This window comes from Stappia sp. (assembly GCF_048268045.1).
GTDB lineage: Bacteria > Pseudomonadota > Alphaproteobacteria > Rhizobiales > Stappiaceae > Stappia.
Genome location: NZ_JBLWWG010000002.1, coordinates 206,124 through 221,070 on the forward strand (window position 1 = coordinate 206,124; position 14,947 = coordinate 221,070).

Here is a 14,947-nt window from a genome sequence, read left to right on the forward strand (position 1 = left end):
CCCTTGGCAGGATGCCCGGCGGGCGCGGCCCGCACCCCGCCATTCATTCTTCCCGACGGCTTGAAACCGGCGGCGGGAAGCCGCAACTTCGCCACAGCCGCCTGATAGCGCCAGTGCACGAGACATCGACGGAGCCTGACAGAATGACAATCGCCCGCCGCTCATTCCTGCTGCGCATTGCCGTGCTTTGCGCGGCGTTCGCCCTGCCGATCAGTGGGACCGCCCGCGCCGCGGCCCTGTCGTCGGAACAGAAGCAGACGCTTGCCGAGGTCAACGCCTATTTCAACAGCGTCAAGACGATGCACGGCGACTTCATCCAGTTCGGCCCCAACGGCGAGCGCGCCGAGGGCAAGTTCTACCTCGCCCGGCCTGGCAAGATCCGCTTCTACTACAACCCGCCCTCCAAGGTGGACATCATCGCCGACGGCAAGTCTGTGTCGGTGAAGGACCGTAAGCTCGCGACCCAGGACATCTGGCCGCTCAGCGAGACGCCGCTGCGGTTCCTGCTGGCCAGCCAGATCAACCTGGAAAAGGACGCAGAGGTTGCCTCCGTCTCGGTCGAGCCGGACCTGGTCACCGTGGTGCTTTCCGATACGTCGACCTTCGGCACGGGCAAGCTGACGCTGATCTTCGACGCCAAGTCGACCGAGCTGAAGCAGTGGACCGTGACGGACGCGCAGGGCTACGACACCTCGGTCGCGATCTACAACACCAAGGTCAACGGGCCGACCAACCCCAAGCTCTTCACCATCGACTACAACGCCAACCTGATGCAGCGTCGCGGCAACAACTGATCGAAAACGGGAAGTCGTGCCGGTGGGCAGCGTTCAGGGCTCCGCCTCCTCTTCCGTGACCGGCGCGCGCCTGCCGGTCTGGGTGTCGATCCTGGCGCGCGCCTGCGCAAAGCGCGGGGCGCGCATCGAGATCGAGCCGATCTATGGCTATGCCGGTTCGATCGTCGGGGCCGACGGTCGCCGGCATTTCTTCAAGGGCACCAATTTCGACATCAATGGCGCGGGCGCTGCGGCGCTGGCCAAGGACAAGGACTACGCCGCCCGCTTCCTGGCCGAGGCGGGCCTGCGCGTGCCGCGCGGGCTGCTGCTTCATTCGCCGGCCCGCCGGGCCGCGCTTCGTCTCAAGAACCCGGATGTGGCGCGCCGTCTTCCCGACAACGCAGATGCCCTGGCCTTCGCCGAGGCAGCCGGATATCCCGTCTTCGTCAAGCCGAACGAGGGGTCTGAGGGCGATGGCGTGATGCGCGTCGGCGCGCCCGACGGGCTCGACGGCGCCCTTGCGACACTCTTCGCGCGGCATGAGCGGGTGCTCGTGCAGGAGACGGTCGCTGGTCGGGATTTCCGGGTCGTCGTGCTCGACGGGAAAGTGCTTGCCGCCTTCGAACGACGGCCGCTTTCGGTGACCGGCGATGGCTCCAGTCCGCTGTCGGTTCTGATCGCCCATGCGCTGGAGGGGTTCTCGGCTGGTGGCCGCGGCACGCGCATCGCCGCCGACGATCCGCGCATTCTCTCCCATCTCGCCTCCGGCGGGCGTGGGCCGCAGACGGTGCCGGCGCTTGGCGAGAAGGTCGCGCTTCTCGCCAACGCCAACCTCTCGACCGGCGGCGCGGCGGTCGAGGTGAGCGACGCACTCTCGCCGGACTTCGCGGAGGCGGCGGTGCGGGCAGCGGCGGCGCTGGGCCTGCGCTTTTCCGGCGTCGACCTGATGGCGAGCGGTCCCGGGGACCCGGCGCCGGCGGTGCTTGAGGTCAATGCCGCGCCCGGGCTTTCCTATTTCCACCGCCTTGGCGGGGATGCGGCTGAAACCGTCGAGCGCATCTACGAGGCGCTGCTCGATGCGCTGCTCGGCTGCTAGAGGGCAACGGCCGTCCATTCCGAGGGGGCTTTCTGGAGACCAAAGAAAAAGGCCGGCGAAACGCCGGCCTTTTCCGTTTGCGGTGCTGGTTGCGTTGCTTAGCTGGAAACGAGGTTGCGCAGCACGTACTGGAGGATGCCGCCGGCGCGGACGTATTCGAGCTCGTCCTCGGTGTCGATGCGGCAGAGCACCTCGATGGTCTTCGCGGTGCCATCGGCGAAGACGACCTCGATGTCGACCATCTGGCGCGGCTTGAGGTCGGTGACGCCCTTGATCGTCACCCGCTCGGTGCCGGTGATGCCGTGCGACTGCCAGCTCTCGCCTTCCTTGAAGGTGAAGGGCAGAACGCCCATGCCGACCAGGTTGGAACGGTGGATACGCTCGAAGGACTGGGCGATGACGGCGCGCACGCCGAGCAGGGTCGTGCCCTTGGCCGCCCAGTCACGCGAGGAACCGGTGCCGTATTCCTTGCCGGCGAAGATCACCAGAGGCGTGCCCGCCTCCTTGTATTCCATCGCCGCGTCGTAGATCCACTTCTCCGCGCCGTCCTTCATGGTGACGCCGCCCTCGACGCCGGGAACCATCTGGTTCTTGATGCGGATGTTGGCGAAGGTGCCACGCATCATGATCTCGTGGTTGCCGCGGCGCGAGCCGTAGGAGTTGAAGTCCTTCTTGGCGACCTGGTGCTCCTGCAGGTAGACGCCCGCCGGGGACTCCGCCTTGATCGAACCGGCCGGGGAAATGTGGTCGGTGGTGATCGAATCGAGGAACAGACCCAGGACCGCGGCGCTCTCGATGTCCTCGAGTGGCTTCGGCTCCATGGTCATGCCCTCGAAATAGGGCGGGTTCTGCACGTAGGTCGAACCGGTCGGCCAGGAGTAGGTCATGCCACCCTCGACCTTGATCCCCTGCCAGTGCTCGTCGCCCTTGAAGACGTCCGAATAGCGGGTGCGGAACATCTCCTCGGTGATCGAGGAGCGGATCAGGTCGGTGATCTCCTGCGTGGTCGGCCAGATGTCCTTGAGGTAGACCGGATTGCCGTCGGCGTCCTCGCCGAGCGGGTCGCTCGTCAGGTCGACGTTGAGGCTGCCGGCGATGGCGTAGGCGACGACGAGCGGCGGCGAGGCCAGGTAGTTGGCGCGCACGTCCGGATTGACGCGGCCCTCGAAGTTTCGGTTGCCCGAGAGCACCGAACAGGCGACGAGGTCGTTGTCGTTGATCGCCTTCGAGATCTCCTCGGCCAGCGGGCCGGAGTTGCCGATACAGGTCGTGCAGCCGTAGCCGGTCAGGTTGAAGCCGAGCGCGTCGAGATCTTCCTGGAGGCCGGCCTTGGCGAGATAGTCGGTCACGACCTGGGAGCCCGGCGCCAGCGAGGTCTTCACCCACGGCTTGACCTTGAGGCCCTTGTTGCGGGCGTTGCGGGCGACGAGGCCGGCACCGATCAGCACGCTCGGGTTCGAGGTGTTGGTGCAGGAGGTGATGGCGGCGATCACGACGTCGCCATCGGCGAGACCGTGGTCGCGGCCGTCGACGGCGTGGCGCTGGCCGGCACGGTCGAGGACGCCGGTGGCGCCTTCGTCGACGAAGCGGGATTCACCGTTGGCGGCCGGGACCGAGTCCTGGTTCTTGCGCCCGCCCTTGATGTCGTCGAGGGCGACGGAGAACTTCTGAGCGGCCTCGGTGAGCGCGACGCGGTCCTGCGGACGCTTCGGGCCGGCGATCGACGGCACGACGCTCGACAGGTCGAGCTCCAGCGTGTCGGTGAAGGTCGGGTCAGCGGTCTCGGAGGTGCGGAACATGCCCTGCGCCTTCGAGTAGGCCTCGACCAGGGCAACGCGGTCGGCGTCGCGGCCGGTGGAGCGGAGGTAGCCCATCGTGTCGTCGTCAACCGGGAAGAAGCCGCAGGTGGCGCCGTATTCCGGCGCCATGTTGGCGATGGTTGCCGCGTCCTCGAGGGAGAGATTGTCGAGACCAGGGCCGTAGAACTCGACGAACTTGCCGACAACGCCCTTCTTGCGCAGCATCTCGACGACGGTCAGCACCAGATCGGTCGCGGTGATGCCCTCGTTGAGCTTGCCGCTCAGCTTGAAGCCGACGACTTCCGGAATGAGCATGGAGATCGGCTGGCCGAGCATGGCCGCCTCGGCCTCGATGCCGCCGACGCCCCAGCCCAGAACGGCGAGGCCGTTGACCATCGTCGTGTGGCTGTCGGTGCCCACCAGCGTGTCCGGATAGGCGACGGTCTCGCCATCCTCGTCGCGGGTCCACACGGTCTGGGCCAGATACTCGAGGTTGACCTGGTGGCAGATGCCGGTGCCCGGGGGAACGGCGCGGAAGTTGTCGAAGGCCGACTGGCCCCAGCGCAGGAACTCGTAGCGCTCGCCGTTGCGCTCGTACTCGAGCTCGACGTTGCGGCGGAAGGAGTCCTTGGTGCCGAAGTAGTCGATCATCACCGAGTGGTCGATGACGAGGTCGACCGGCACCAGCGGGTTGACCTTCTTCGGGTCGCCGCCGAGCTTCACGGCGGCGTCGCGCATCGCGGCCAGATCGACCACGGCGGGAACGCCGGTGAAGTCCTGCATCAGCACGCGGGCCGGGCGGTAGGAGATCTCGTGCTCGGAGGTGCGGCTGACGAGCCACTTGGCGACGGCGCGGATGTCGTCGGCGGTGACAGTGCGGTTGTCCTCGAAGCGCAGCAGGTTCTCAAGAACCACCTTGAGCGAGTAGGGCAGTCGCGAGACGCCTTCCAGCCCGTTCTTCTCGGCCTCGGGGATCGAGAAGTAGGTGTAGGTCTTGTCACCCACCTTGAGGGTTTTCCTGGCCTTGAAACTGTCGAGCGATTTGGTCACGGCTGGCGGTCCCTTTTGTCTGTCGGGCGCGCGGGGCCCCCTTGGCCACCCGCGCCACGCTTGCACCGTCCGGTATCGAGGCGCCGTCTTGGGGAGCGCCGGGACCGGAGGAATGACGTTCCGCGGGCGTGCGATCACGAACGCGCGCGTTTCGGCGCCCGTATAGCGAATTTCAGCGCCCGGGGCCAGCGGATAGAGCCTCCTTCTTCCTAGGCCAATCGGTTAGGGCAGGGGCCGCAGCATGCCATCCGGGCGATTGCGTCTTGATCGGTGCCCCCGGCTCGGGCAAACCCTTCGGTCATGGATGCGGTCTTGCGCCGCCTCGCCAAGGCGTTTTCGCCCCCCTGTCGCCCCAACGGATCCGGTCCATGCGCCTCATTGTCGAAAACCTGGCCTGCGAGCGCGGCGGTCGTCGTGTGCTCTCCGGCGTGGAGTTTTCCCTCGAGAGCGGGCAGGCGCTGGTGGTCACCGGTGCCAACGGCGTCGGCAAGTCGAGCCTCATCCGGGTGATCGCCGGCCTCGTTGCGCCGGCCGCCGGGCACATCCGCCTTGAAGGTGGTATGGCCGAGCGGACGCCGCCCGAGCACTGCCACTATTTCGGCCATCTCGATGCGCTGAAGCCGGCGCTCAGCGTGCGCGAGAACCTCGATTTCTGGGCTGCCTTCCTCGCCCCCACCGAGGGCGGCGGGCTGAGGCGGGCGGCGAGCCTCGTCGACGCGCTGGAGACGCTCGGCATCGCCCATACGCTGGACCTTCCGGCCGCCTATCTGTCCGCCGGGCAGAGGCGGCGGCTGGCGCTGGCGCGGTTGCTGGTCGTGCCACGGCCGATCTGGCTCCTCGACGAACCGAGTTCGGCACTCGACGCCGCCTCCGAAGCGACGCTGGCAGAGCTGATGACCGCGCATCTTGCTGCCGGCGGCATGATCGTCGCCGCAACCCATCAGGAACTGGCGTTGCCGAGTGTCCTCGATCTCAGGCTGGAGGCGGAATGAGCGGGGAGACTTCCTTCAGGCCGGCTCCGGCCGCGCCGCGCGGCTGGGCGAGTGCCCTCTTCCTGCGCGAACTGAAACTGTCGCTCAGGGTCGGCGGCGGTGCGCTGATCGGCGTGCTGTTCTTCCTTGCGGTGATCACGGTTGTTCCCTTCGGCGTCGGCCCCGACCTGAAGCTGCTTGCGCTGATCGGCCCGGCGATCCTGTGGATCGGCGCCTTGCTGGCGACGCTGCTCGGCCTTGACCGCCTGTTCCAGGCCGACCGGGACGACGGCTCTCTCGACCTCATGCTGATGGCCGGACGGCCGCTGGAGCTGCTGGTTCTGGTCAAGTGTCTTGCGCACTGGCTTGGAACCGGCCTGCCGCTGGTCGCGGCCGCGCCGTTCCTGTCGATCTTTCTCAACCTGGAGCCGGTTTCGACCGGCGCGGTGACGCTGACGCTTCTGGTCGGCACGCCGGCGCTGACGCTGATCGGCGCGGTGGGCGCCGCGCTCACCGTCTCGCTGCGGCGCGGCGGTCTGCTGCTTGCGGTGCTGGTGGTGCCATTCAGCATCCCCGTGCTGATCTTCGGCGTCAGCGCGGCGGGGGCTGCCGCGGGCGGGCCCACGCCCTTCCAGACACCGTTCCTGTTCCTGTCGGCGCTGACACTGGTCGCCGCGGTCGTCGGGCCGGTCGCGGCCGGGGCGGCGCTGCGCTTCTCCAGCGACTGACCTGGCGCCTGCCGTCGGACGGCATGTCGCGCACGCCTCCATTGAAAGCCGGACCAACCCACACTAGAAACGTTCCATGGCCCTTCTCGACCTTGCCAATCCGACCCGCTTCCTGACCCTTTCGGGGCGGGTCCTGCCGTGGCTTTCCGCGTTCTGCGCGATTGCCTTCGCGGTCGGCCTCTACCTGACCTTCGCCGTTGCCCCGGACGACTACCAGCAGGGCGCGACGGTCAAGATCATGTTCCTGCACGTGCCCGCGGCCTGGCTGGCGATGATGTGCTATGCCGTCATGGCGATGGCCTCGCTCGGAACGCTTGTCTGGAAGCACCCGCTCGCCGACGTGTCGGCGCGCGCGGCGGCGCCGATCGGGGCGGCCTTCACCTTCGTGGCGCTGGTCACCGGAGCCTTGTGGGGCAAGCCCATGTGGGGCACCTACTGGGTCTGGGACGCGCGCCTGACCTCGTTTCTGGTGCTCTTCATCATGTATCTCGGGCTCATCGCGCTGTGGCGCACGGTCGAGGACCCGATCCGCGCCGGCAAGGCGGTGGCGGTGCTGACGCTCGTGGGTGCGATCAACCTGCCGATCATCAAGTTCTCGGTCGACTGGTGGAATACGCTGCACCAGCCGGCGAGCGTGTTGCGCGTCGGCGGGCCGGCGATCCACCCGACGATTTTATGGCCGCTCATCGTCATGGCCGTGGCCTTCACGCTGCTTTTTCTGGTCATGCACCTGATGGCGATCCGCAACGGCATCCTGGCGCGCCGGTTGCGGACCATGCGCCTGCAGGCGGCAAGCCGGCATACCGCGACCGCCCGTCCGGCGACGACCAGGGCCCAGCCCGGCATGGGAGCCGCGAAATGATGCCTGTCGAGCTGCTCGGTCCGCACGCGGGCTTCATCCTCGCCTGCTACGGGATCACCGCCGGCGTTGTCGCCGCGCTTTTCGTCTGGCTCTTTGCCGCGCGGGCGCGGATCACGCGCGAGATCGCGGCGCTGGAGGCCGAGGGCGTGAACCGTCGGTCCAGGCCCGCCTCCGCGGAGACCGGATCATGAGCAGCAACGAGCCGGTAAACCCGGAGACCCCGACGCGCGAGCGACGCCGCCTGCCGTTGATGGCGTTGCTGCCGCTCGTCGTCTTCGGGCTGCTCGCCGCCCTGTTCCTGGCCCAGTTGCTGAGCGGCAAGGATGCGTCCGAGGTGCCCTCGGCGCTGATCGGCAAGCCGGCGCCCGAGTTCACACTGCCCGCCGTCCCGGGTCTCGTTGCCAAGGGGGACCCGGTGCCGGGCTTTGCCCGGGTCGACCTGCTTGGCAAGGTCAGCGTCGTCAACATCTTCGCCTCGTGGTGCGCACCCTGCCGGCAGGAGCATCCGCTGCTGGAGGAACTGGCGGCGACGGGAAAGGCCCAGCTTCTCGGCGTCAACTACAAGGACAAGCCGGAGAATGCCCGCCGGTTCCTCGGAGCGCTCGGCAACCCCTACGACAGGGTCGGAGCCGACGACAAGGGCCGGGCGGCGATCGACTGGGGCGTTTACGGCGTGCCGGAGACCTTCATCGTCGATGCGGCCGGGATGATCCGCTACAAGTTCATCGGCCCGCTCTCCGAGGCGAGTTACCGGCAGGTGTTCCTGCCCGAGCTCGAAAAGGTCCTGGCCGACCCGCGCGGTTGACGGCCGGTGGCCGGAGGTCTCAAGTCCTCGTGAATGGCCTTTGATCCCGACGCGGCCTATCTTGCTTTCGACAAGAGGGGGAGCCGCCCGGTTCCCGCCGCCACATCCGACGCCGCGGTTTCCAGATGCCTGCACCTGCGCAGTTTTCGCGCGCGGCCCTTGCCGCGCTTCTGACGACGCTGATCGCGTTGTCGTTCGCCGCCGCTCCGGCGCGCGCTGAGCCGCCGCGCGCGGTTGTCGAACTCTTCACGAGCCAGGGCTGCTCCTCCTGCCCGCCGGCGGACAGGCTGATGGGAGAACTGGTGCGGCGCGGCGATCTGGTGACGCTGACCTATCCCGTCGACTACTGGGATTATCTCGGCTGGCACGACACGCTCGCCTCGCCGGAAAACAGCCGCCGCCAGCGCGACTATGCCGAGGCGCGCGGCGACCGCGCGGTCTACACGCCGCAGGTCGTCGTCAACGGCGCAACCCATGTCGTCGGCAGCGACAGGAAGGCGCTGGGCCAGGTGCTCGAGACAAGCCCGGCTCTTCCCGTCAAGGTGTCGCTGCGCCGGATCGACGAGCGCATCGAGATCAGCGTCGAGGGGCGACTGCCGGCGGGCACGGGCATGGCGACGGTCATGGTCGCCTTCGTCGCGCCTCCGGTGGATGTGGCGATCCCGCGCGGGGAAAACCGAGGGCGCAACATCACCTATCACCATGTGGTCAAGGCGATGCGGGCGGTGGGCGTCTGGGAAGGCGGCAAGGCCGTGTTCCAGATTCCGGCCAGCGAGATCCGCAAGCTCAATGCCGGCGGCTGCGCCGCCCTCGTCCAGATCGAGAAAGCCGGCCGGCCGGGCCGCATCCTGGGGGCGGGAACGCTCTGAGGCGAAAGCCTTGCGTCGTACCCTGTGAGAAGCGGGCACGGCGGTTTGTCACGGACGGTAAAACCGGCTAGGCCTTTGCCGCGCCCCCCGGCACCCGGCCGCTGCGGCGCGAGACACGTCGCAAAGGTCGCCGTTCATGAGCCTTCGCCTGCGCATCGCGCTTGCAAGCATCGTCGTCGGGGTCGTCGTGCTCGCCCTCAAGACGCTGGCCTACTGGTGGACCGGCTCCGTCGCGCTCTATTCGGATGCGCTTGAATCGGTTGTCAACGTCGCCTCGGCGGCGGCCGCCTTCGTCGCGGTGTGGTTCGCCTCCAAGCCGCCCGACACCAATCATCCCTATGGTCACCACAAGGCGGAATACCTTGCGGCCGTCATCGTCGGCGTGATGATCGTGCTTGCCGCCCTGTCGATCGCCCGCGAGGCCTGGATCGCCTTCAACAATCCGCGCGAGATCGCCTTCACGGTCGAGGGCCTTGGCGTCAACGCGCTCGCCAGCGTGCTCAACGGCGCCTGGGCGTGGGTGTTGATCCGCGTCGGACGCAGCCATCGCTCGATGGCGCTTGCCGCCGATGGCAAGCATCTGGTGACCGACGTGGTTTCCTCCGTCGGCGTGCTTGTCGGCGTCGGGCTGGTCTATCTCACCGGCATCCGCTCGCTCGACTCCCTGCTTGCGGGCCTTGTGGCGCTCAACATCCTGTGGTCGGGCTGGGGCTTGATGAAGGAGTCCGTCGGCGGGCTGATGGACGAGGCGGTCGCCCCCTCGCTGCAGGACCGGATCCGCGAGGTCATCTCGAACTCCGGGGCAGGCGCCCTGGAGGCCCACGACCTGCGCACGCGCTCGGCCGGGCATGTCATCTTCGTCGATTTCCATCTGGTGGTGCCGGCGGGAATGACGGTCGAACAGGCCCACGAGATCTGCGACCGGATCGAGGATGCAATCTCCCGGGACGTGCCGGGCGCGCGCACCACGATCCATGTGGAGCCCGAGCAGAAAGCCAAGCACACCGGCATCGTCGTCATCTGAACCGCGCCTGCGCGGCGCGGTGGCTCAGTCCTGCCGGTCGCGGGGGCCGGTCAACGCCCGGTCGATCGCCTTCAACAGATGCGCCGGCGGCACGGGCCGGGTCAGCACGCTCGAGAAGCCGGCGCGGGCCAGGTCGGACCGGTTCGGGGCCATCGCGGCGGTGATGCCGACGACGGGGAGCGTTCGCGTCTCGGCTTGCGCGCGGATTCGGGCCAGCGTCTCGACGCCGTCCATGCCCGGCATTGTGAGATCGAGCAGCATTCCGTCGGGCACGGCGTCGGCGAGCCGTTCCAGTGCTTCCTCGCCGCTTTCGGCAAGTGTCACGTCGAAGCCGACCGCTTCGAGCATCGCCCGCATCATCCGGCGGTTCGCGGCATTGTCGTCGACGACGAGAAGCCGCCTTCGCCGGCTGTCGGCCGCCGCCTCGTCCGCGGCGACGGCGCGCGCTGCCTGCTCTGAGGTCGCGGCGGCGGATCCTGGTGCGGGAGCCGGCGCGAGCAGTGGCAGGCGAAGACCGAAGGTGCTGCCCATCGGCGAGGTCGCGACAAGCTCCAGCCGGCCGCCTTCGGCGGCGGCGAGCCGGGCGGCGCTCCACAGGCCAAGGCCCGATCCGCCCGCGCGGCCTTCCGCGCGGCGGCCGCGACCGCCGGGGCGGAACAGGCGCTGGCGCTCGTCCGTCTCGATGCCGATCCCGGTGTCGGCAAGCGTCAGCGAGAGCTCGGGGTGGGGGCCTCCGCGACGCACGCTGGCCGTCAGCCGCAGGCCGCCCTCGCCGGTGTATTTCAGCGCGTTGTCGAACAGCACGGAGAGCACCCGCCTGAGGCCGAGCGGGTCGGTGAGCCCGTAGCTCGCGAGTTCGTCGGAGATGTCGCGCGACAGCGACAGGCCGCGGGAGCGGGCATGCGGCTCAAACAGGTCGGCGACCGCCTCGATGGTGTCTCGGGCGGTGTCGCGGGTTTCCGCGCGGGCCGGCAGGTCGTCGCCGGGCAGGGCGGCGCGGGTGATCGCCAGCAGCGAATCGATCGCCATTTCCAGCGTCTTCAAGGCGTCGGCCTGGCGCGGTGTCGTGGGGTCGGTGCAAACGATCTCCACCGCCGTGCGCATCGCCGAAAGCGGTGTGCGCAGGTCGTGCAGCAGAACGGCAAGCTCGTCCGGCGCCGCTTCGCGAGGCGTTGCGCAGTCATCCGGTCCGTCAGTCATCCTCGGCCTTTCCGCTCCGGCCGGTAGCCCGTCGCGACATGGCCGCCGCACGGGATTCGACCCTTGCTCACTTTGCCGAGGCCGCCGGCCAAATCAAGCCTTGCGACCGCCTTGGGAGAGATCGCCGCCTGAGCCCGGAGCCTGCGTGCTTGTCGGCGTGCGCGGGGCATGCGAAACAGCGGCATGATCGATCAGATCCTCACCATTGTCCTGCCGCTTTTCGTGTTGATCGGCCTTGGCTATGCGGCGGCGCGTACCGGTGTGCTCGACGCGGGCATCGGCGACGCGCTCGGGCGCTTCGTCTATGTCATCGCCATCCCGGTGCTGATCTTCCGCACGCTGGCGACGAGCTCGCTCGACGGGGTTTCGCCGTGGGGGTTCTGGTTCGCCTATTTCACCGGCGTCGCCGTCGTGTGGACGCTGGGAACGCTGGTGGTGCGCAAGGTGTTCAGGCGCGACGCGCGCGCCGGCGTCATCGCCGGCATCAACGCCGGCTTCGCCAATACCGTGCTCGTCGGCGTGCCGCTGATCACCGCCGTCCACGGTGAGGCCGGCCTGGTGCCGCTCTTCGTGCTGATCTCGATCCATCTGCCGGTGCTGACGGTCGTCTGCGCTCTGCTGATGGAGCGCGCCGCCGTCCTCGACGGCACGCAGCAGCCCAAGCCGCTGCCGCAGCTGATGGCGGGCGTTGCGATGAACCTCGCCACCAGCCCGATCATCATCGGCATCGTCTGCGGCGGCCTCTGGCGGCTCACGGGCTGGCCCGTCACCGGCATCTTCGCCGACGTGCTCGGCCGTATCGCCAGCGCGACGATCCCGGTGGCGCTGTTTTCGCTGGGCATGAGCATGGTTGCCTACGGCATCCGCGGCAATCTCGCGCCCGGACTGGTGCTGTCCGTCCTCAAGATCGGCGCGATGCCTGCAATCGTCTGGGCAATGGCGACCTATGTGGTGCACCTGCCGCCGTTGTGGATCTCGGTGGCGACGCTCACGGCGGCCTGTCCGACCGGCATCAATGCCTTCCTTTTCGCCAACCGCTTCGGCACCGGCCACGCCATGTCGGCGAACTCGATCACGCTGACGACGGCGCTTGCGGTGGTGACGACCGGTCTGTGGCTGGTCTTCCTCGGCAGCTGATCCGGCTTACGACAGGCGCTCTGCGGTCATGCCGACCATCGCGCGGATCCCCTCGGGCGTCGCGCCTTGCGCGCGCAGGGCGGCAAGTGCTGTGGCTCCGTGCGATTTGGAGAGCTTGCGCCCGTCCGGTCCGGTGATCAGCCGATGATGGCGGTAGACCGGGGCGGGCAGGCCCAGCAGTTCCTGCAAGAGCCGGTGGACCGAGGTCGCCTCGAAGAGATCCGCGCCGCGTACGACGTGGGTGATCCCCTGCAGCGCGTCGTCCAGCGTCACCGCCAGGTGATAGCTCGTCGGCGTGTCCTTGCGTGCCAGCACAACGTCGCCCCAGCCCGACGGATCGGCGACGATTTCGCGCGTCGCGCCGTCGTCGTCTTCCTCGCGCCAGACAAGCGGGTGGGCAAGGCGCTCGAGCGCCAGCTCCATGCGCAGGCGCAGGGCGAAGGGGGCGCCGGAGCCGTCGCGCGCGGCGATTTCCTCCGGCTGCAGCAGCGCCCGGTCGCCCGGGTAGAGCGGCGCGCCGTCGGGATCGCGGGGAAAGGGCGCGCCGGTTTCCGCCTCGCGCGCGGCGACGGCGGCGCGGACCTCGGCACGGGTCAGAAAGGCGCGATAGACCAGCCCCTCGCTCTCAAGCCGCGACAGTGCGGCGGCGTAGTCGTCGAAATGCTCCGACTGCCGTCGCGGCGGCGCGTCCCAGTCGATGCCGAGCCAGCGGAGATCCTCGAGCACGCCTGCCTCCAGCTCCGGCGTGCAGCGGGTTGTGTCGATGTCCTCGATGCGCAGCAGGAACTGTCCGCCGCGCTCCCGCGCCAGATCGTGGTTGAGCAGCGCGGAGAGCGCGTGGCCGAGGTGGAGCCGGCCGTTCGGCGAGGGGGCGAAGCGGAAGACGGGAGGGCGCGTCATCCTGCCTCAATCGGGGAAAAGCCGGGCGTGGTCAATGACCGCTTTCGCGCTGGCGGCTTGACCGCCGTCACCGGCTCGGGCACGCAGGCATGCGAACAAGGGCGGGGTGCGTCATGCTTTCGGGAATTCATGAGGAGGCGGATCTCGCTGCCGGGCTGGCGCGCCTCGTCGCCGCCCACCCCGATCTCGCGGCCATCGCCGATGTCGCAGGGCCGCTGCCGCTGCGCCGGCAGCAGGCGGATCTCGCCGGGCTCGCCCGCATCGTCACCGCGCAGCAGGTGTCGGTGGCGAGCGCCGCGGCGATCTTTGCCCGGCTCGAGGTGCTGGTCGCGCCCTTCACGGCGGACACTCTCGACGGTCTTGCCGACGCGGATCTGGCCGGCGCCGGATTGTCGCGGCCGAAGATCGCCACCTTGCGGGCGATTGCCAGCGCCATCGGCGCAGGGCTCGATCTCGCCGGCCTCGCCGTGATGCCGGGGGAGGAGGCCCATCGCCGGCTCGTCGCCATCCGGGGCATCGGTCCGTGGACCGCAGACATCTTCCTGCTGTTCTGCGCCGGGCACCCGGATGTCTTTCCCGCTGGCGACCTGGCGCTCCAGGAGGCGGTGCGCCGCGCGCTGGGGCTCGAGGCGCGGCCGAAACCGGCCGAGCTTGCCCGCATCGCCGCGCGCTGGGCGCCGGAGCGGGGCACTGCAGCGCGGCTCTTCTGGGCCTATTACCGCGCGGCCTGCGGACGGGGAGCGGGGATCGCGGTCTAGAGACGCCAGGGGCCGGCTGTTGCGGTCAGCTTCCGCGAGACAGCGGATGGTGGTCCTCGACCAGAGCGCGAAGCCGTTCGTCGAGCACATGGGTGTAGATCTGCGTCGTCGAGATGTCGGCATGGCCGAGAAGCTGCTGGACGACGCGCAGATCCGCGCCGTTCTGGAGCAGGTGCGAGGCGAAGGCGTGGCGCATGACATGCGGCGACAACGATCCAGGGTCGATGCCGACGGCGACGCCAAGCGCCTTGAGATCGCGGGCGAAGGCCTGTCGGGTCAGGTGGCCGCTGTCGCCATGGGAGGGAAACAGCCAGCGGCTTTCCGTCCGCGCGCCCTGGGTCTTTCGCCGGGCGACATAGGCGCGCATGGCGGCGCGCGCGGCCTGGCTCAGGGGCACCAGGCGCTCCTTGTTGCCCTTGCCGGTGACGGCGATCAGGCGTTCCTCGCGCCTGGCGGCGGAAGCGGGAAGCGCCACCAGCTCCGAGACACGCAGGCCCGTCGCGTAGATCACCTCCAGCAGCGCGTGCATGCGCAGAGCGCGGATCGCCTTCGCCGGCGTGTCGTGCTCGGCCTCGGCGGCGGCGCGCGCGGCGTCCAGCAGCGCATCGACCTGGCCGACCGTGAGCACCTTGGGCAGGGGCGCGCGGGTCTTGGGACTGGCCACGGTGCGGGTCGGGTCGTCGGTGCGCAGGCCGTCGGAATAGAGGTGGCGGAAGAACTGGCGCAACGCGGAGAGATGGCGCGCCTGCGTGGTGGCCGCGAAGCCGCGCGCGGCGAGGTCGGACAGGTAGCCGGTGACGTCGTCCTTGGTCGCCTCGACGGCGGTCCGGCCGGTGCAGCCGAGAAACTCGTGAAAGCCCTCGAGATCGCGCCGGTAGCTCTCCAGCGTGTTCGCCGCCGCGCCGCGTTCGGCCGACAGCATCTCCAGAAAGCTCTCGATCAGGTATTCGTCATTCGCCATGCGCTTCTTTCGCA

15 protein-coding genes are annotated in these 14,947 nt (G+C 68.8%); 11 read left to right on the forward strand and 4 right to left on the reverse strand.

Annotated features, from left to right (window positions below; all coding sequences use genetic code 11):
- Positions 1-143: 143 nt before the first annotated feature.
- Both ACN0WF_RS03480 and ACN0WF_RS03485 read left to right on the forward strand, forming a co-directional pair.
- Positions 144-794 (forward strand): outer membrane lipoprotein carrier protein LolA, encoded by a 651-nt coding sequence (locus tag ACN0WF_RS03480; RefSeq protein WP_417771387.1) that lies wholly within the window; start codon positions 144-146, stop codon positions 792-794.
- Positions 795-816: 22 nt separating this feature from the next.
- On the forward strand, positions 817-1,869 hold the full coding sequence (locus ACN0WF_RS03485; RefSeq protein ID WP_417771388.1) for an ATP-dependent carboxylate-amine ligase: 1,053 nt from the start codon (positions 817-819) through the stop codon (positions 1,867-1,869).
- Between the two features lie 98 nt (positions 1,870-1,967).
- Here ACN0WF_RS03485 and acnA read toward each other — a convergent pair whose 3' ends face one another.
- Positions 1,968-4,718: an aconitate hydratase AcnA gene (gene acnA, locus ACN0WF_RS03490; RefSeq protein ID WP_417771389.1), complete on the reverse strand. Its 2,751-nt coding sequence runs from the start codon at positions 4,716-4,718 to the stop codon at positions 1,968-1,970.
- A 368-nt stretch (positions 4,719-5,086) separates the two neighbouring features.
- Between acnA and ccmA the strand changes: the two genes are divergently transcribed.
- The 7 genes from ccmA (at position 5,087) to ACN0WF_RS03525 (ending at position 9,977) form a co-directional block, all read left to right on the forward strand.
- A complete protein-coding gene (ccmA, locus tag ACN0WF_RS03495) occupies positions 5,087-5,710 on the forward strand; it encodes a heme ABC exporter ATP-binding protein CcmA (protein WP_417771390.1) in 624 nt (207 codons plus the stop codon).
- Positions 5,707-6,417 (forward strand): heme exporter protein CcmB, encoded by a 711-nt coding sequence (gene ccmB / locus ACN0WF_RS03500; protein WP_417771391.1) that lies wholly within the window; start codon positions 5,707-5,709, stop codon positions 6,415-6,417. Before ccmA ends, ccmB begins: the two co-directional genes overlap by 4 nt.
- A gap of 76 nt (positions 6,418-6,493) precedes the next feature.
- Positions 6,494-7,279 carry a heme ABC transporter permease gene (locus tag ACN0WF_RS03505; protein WP_417771392.1) on the forward strand — a complete coding sequence of 262 codons (786 nt, stop codon included), beginning with the start codon at positions 6,494-6,496 and terminating at the stop codon, positions 7,277-7,279.
- Positions 7,276-7,470, forward strand: coding sequence for a heme exporter protein CcmD (gene ccmD, locus ACN0WF_RS03510; protein ID WP_417771393.1), 195 nt, complete (start codon positions 7,276-7,278; stop codon positions 7,468-7,470). The genes ACN0WF_RS03505 and ccmD overlap by 4 nt, the downstream gene beginning before the upstream one ends.
- Positions 7,467-8,084, forward strand: a complete 618-nt coding sequence (locus ACN0WF_RS03515; RefSeq protein WP_417771394.1) for a DsbE family thiol:disulfide interchange protein — start codon at positions 7,467-7,469, stop codon at positions 8,082-8,084. Before ccmD ends, ACN0WF_RS03515 begins: the two co-directional genes overlap by 4 nt.
- A gap of 125 nt (positions 8,085-8,209) precedes the next feature.
- Positions 8,210-8,953, forward strand: coding sequence for a DUF1223 domain-containing protein (locus tag ACN0WF_RS03520; RefSeq protein WP_417771395.1), 744 nt, complete (start codon positions 8,210-8,212; stop codon positions 8,951-8,953).
- Positions 8,954-9,089: 136 nt separating this feature from the next.
- Positions 9,090-9,977, forward strand: a complete 888-nt coding sequence (locus tag ACN0WF_RS03525) for a cation diffusion facilitator family transporter (protein WP_417771396.1) — start codon at positions 9,090-9,092, stop codon at positions 9,975-9,977.
- 24 nt (positions 9,978-10,001) lie between these two features.
- Here the strand turns inward: ACN0WF_RS03525 and ACN0WF_RS03530 are convergent, their stop codons facing one another.
- Complete coding sequence (locus ACN0WF_RS03530) at positions 10,002-11,177, reverse strand: hybrid sensor histidine kinase/response regulator (RefSeq protein WP_417771397.1); 1,176 nt, start codon at positions 11,175-11,177, stop codon at positions 10,002-10,004.
- Between the two features lie 183 nt (positions 11,178-11,360).
- Between ACN0WF_RS03530 and ACN0WF_RS03535 the strand changes: the two genes are divergently transcribed.
- Positions 11,361-12,314, forward strand: a complete 954-nt coding sequence (locus ACN0WF_RS03535) for an AEC family transporter (protein WP_417771398.1) — start codon at positions 11,361-11,363, stop codon at positions 12,312-12,314.
- A 6-nt stretch (positions 12,315-12,320) separates the two neighbouring features.
- Here ACN0WF_RS03535 and gluQRS read toward each other — a convergent pair whose 3' ends face one another.
- Positions 12,321-13,214 (reverse strand): tRNA glutamyl-Q(34) synthetase GluQRS, encoded by an 894-nt coding sequence (gene gluQRS, locus ACN0WF_RS03540; RefSeq protein ID WP_417771399.1) that lies wholly within the window; start codon positions 13,212-13,214, stop codon positions 12,321-12,323.
- Positions 13,215-13,327: 113 nt separating this feature from the next.
- On the opposite strand from gluQRS, the gene ACN0WF_RS03545 reads away from it, so the two are divergent.
- Positions 13,328-13,972 carry a DNA-3-methyladenine glycosylase family protein gene (locus tag ACN0WF_RS03545; protein ID WP_417771400.1) on the forward strand — a complete coding sequence of 215 codons (645 nt, stop codon included), beginning with the start codon at positions 13,328-13,330 and terminating at the stop codon, positions 13,970-13,972.
- Between the two features lie 25 nt (positions 13,973-13,997).
- Here ACN0WF_RS03545 and xerD read toward each other — a convergent pair whose 3' ends face one another.
- Positions 13,998-14,933, reverse strand: a complete 936-nt coding sequence (gene xerD / locus ACN0WF_RS03550; protein WP_417771401.1) for a site-specific tyrosine recombinase XerD — start codon at positions 14,931-14,933, stop codon at positions 13,998-14,000.
- Positions 14,934-14,947 lie beyond the last annotated feature (14 nt).

Excerpts from the sequence above, each read along its gene's own strand:
- ACN0WF_RS03480 (WP_417771387.1), top strand. The coding sequence starts at position 144 with ATGACAATCGCCCGCCGCTCATTCCTGCTGCGCATTGCCGTGCTTTGC.
- ccmA (WP_417771390.1), top strand. The coding sequence starts at position 5,087 with ATGCGCCTCATTGTCGAAAACCTGGCCTGCGAGCGCGGCGGTCGTCGT.
- ccmB (WP_417771391.1), top strand. The coding sequence starts at position 5,707 with ATGAGCGGGGAGACTTCCTTCAGGCCGGCTCCGGCCGCGCCGCGCGGC.
- ACN0WF_RS03505 (WP_417771392.1), top strand. The coding sequence starts at position 6,494 with ATGGCCCTTCTCGACCTTGCCAATCCGACCCGCTTCCTGACCCTTTCG.
- ccmD (WP_417771393.1), top strand. The coding sequence starts at position 7,276 with ATGATGCCTGTCGAGCTGCTCGGTCCGCACGCGGGCTTCATCCTCGCC.
- ACN0WF_RS03515 (WP_417771394.1), top strand. The coding sequence starts at position 7,467 with ATGAGCAGCAACGAGCCGGTAAACCCGGAGACCCCGACGCGCGAGCGA.
- ACN0WF_RS03520 (WP_417771395.1), top strand. The coding sequence starts at position 8,210 with ATGCCTGCACCTGCGCAGTTTTCGCGCGCGGCCCTTGCCGCGCTTCTG.
- ACN0WF_RS03525 (WP_417771396.1), top strand. The coding sequence starts at position 9,090 with ATGAGCCTTCGCCTGCGCATCGCGCTTGCAAGCATCGTCGTCGGGGTC.
- ACN0WF_RS03530 (WP_417771397.1), bottom strand. The coding sequence starts at position 11,177 with ATGACTGACGGACCGGATGACTGCGCAACGCCTCGCGAAGCGGCGCCG.
- ACN0WF_RS03535 (WP_417771398.1), top strand. The coding sequence starts at position 11,361 with ATGATCGATCAGATCCTCACCATTGTCCTGCCGCTTTTCGTGTTGATC.
- gluQRS (WP_417771399.1), bottom strand. The coding sequence starts at position 13,214 with ATGACGCGCCCTCCCGTCTTCCGCTTCGCCCCCTCGCCGAACGGCCGG.
- ACN0WF_RS03545 (WP_417771400.1), top strand. The coding sequence starts at position 13,328 with ATGCTTTCGGGAATTCATGAGGAGGCGGATCTCGCTGCCGGGCTGGCG.
- xerD (WP_417771401.1), bottom strand. The coding sequence starts at position 14,933 with ATGGCGAATGACGAATACCTGATCGAGAGCTTTCTGGAGATGCTGTCG.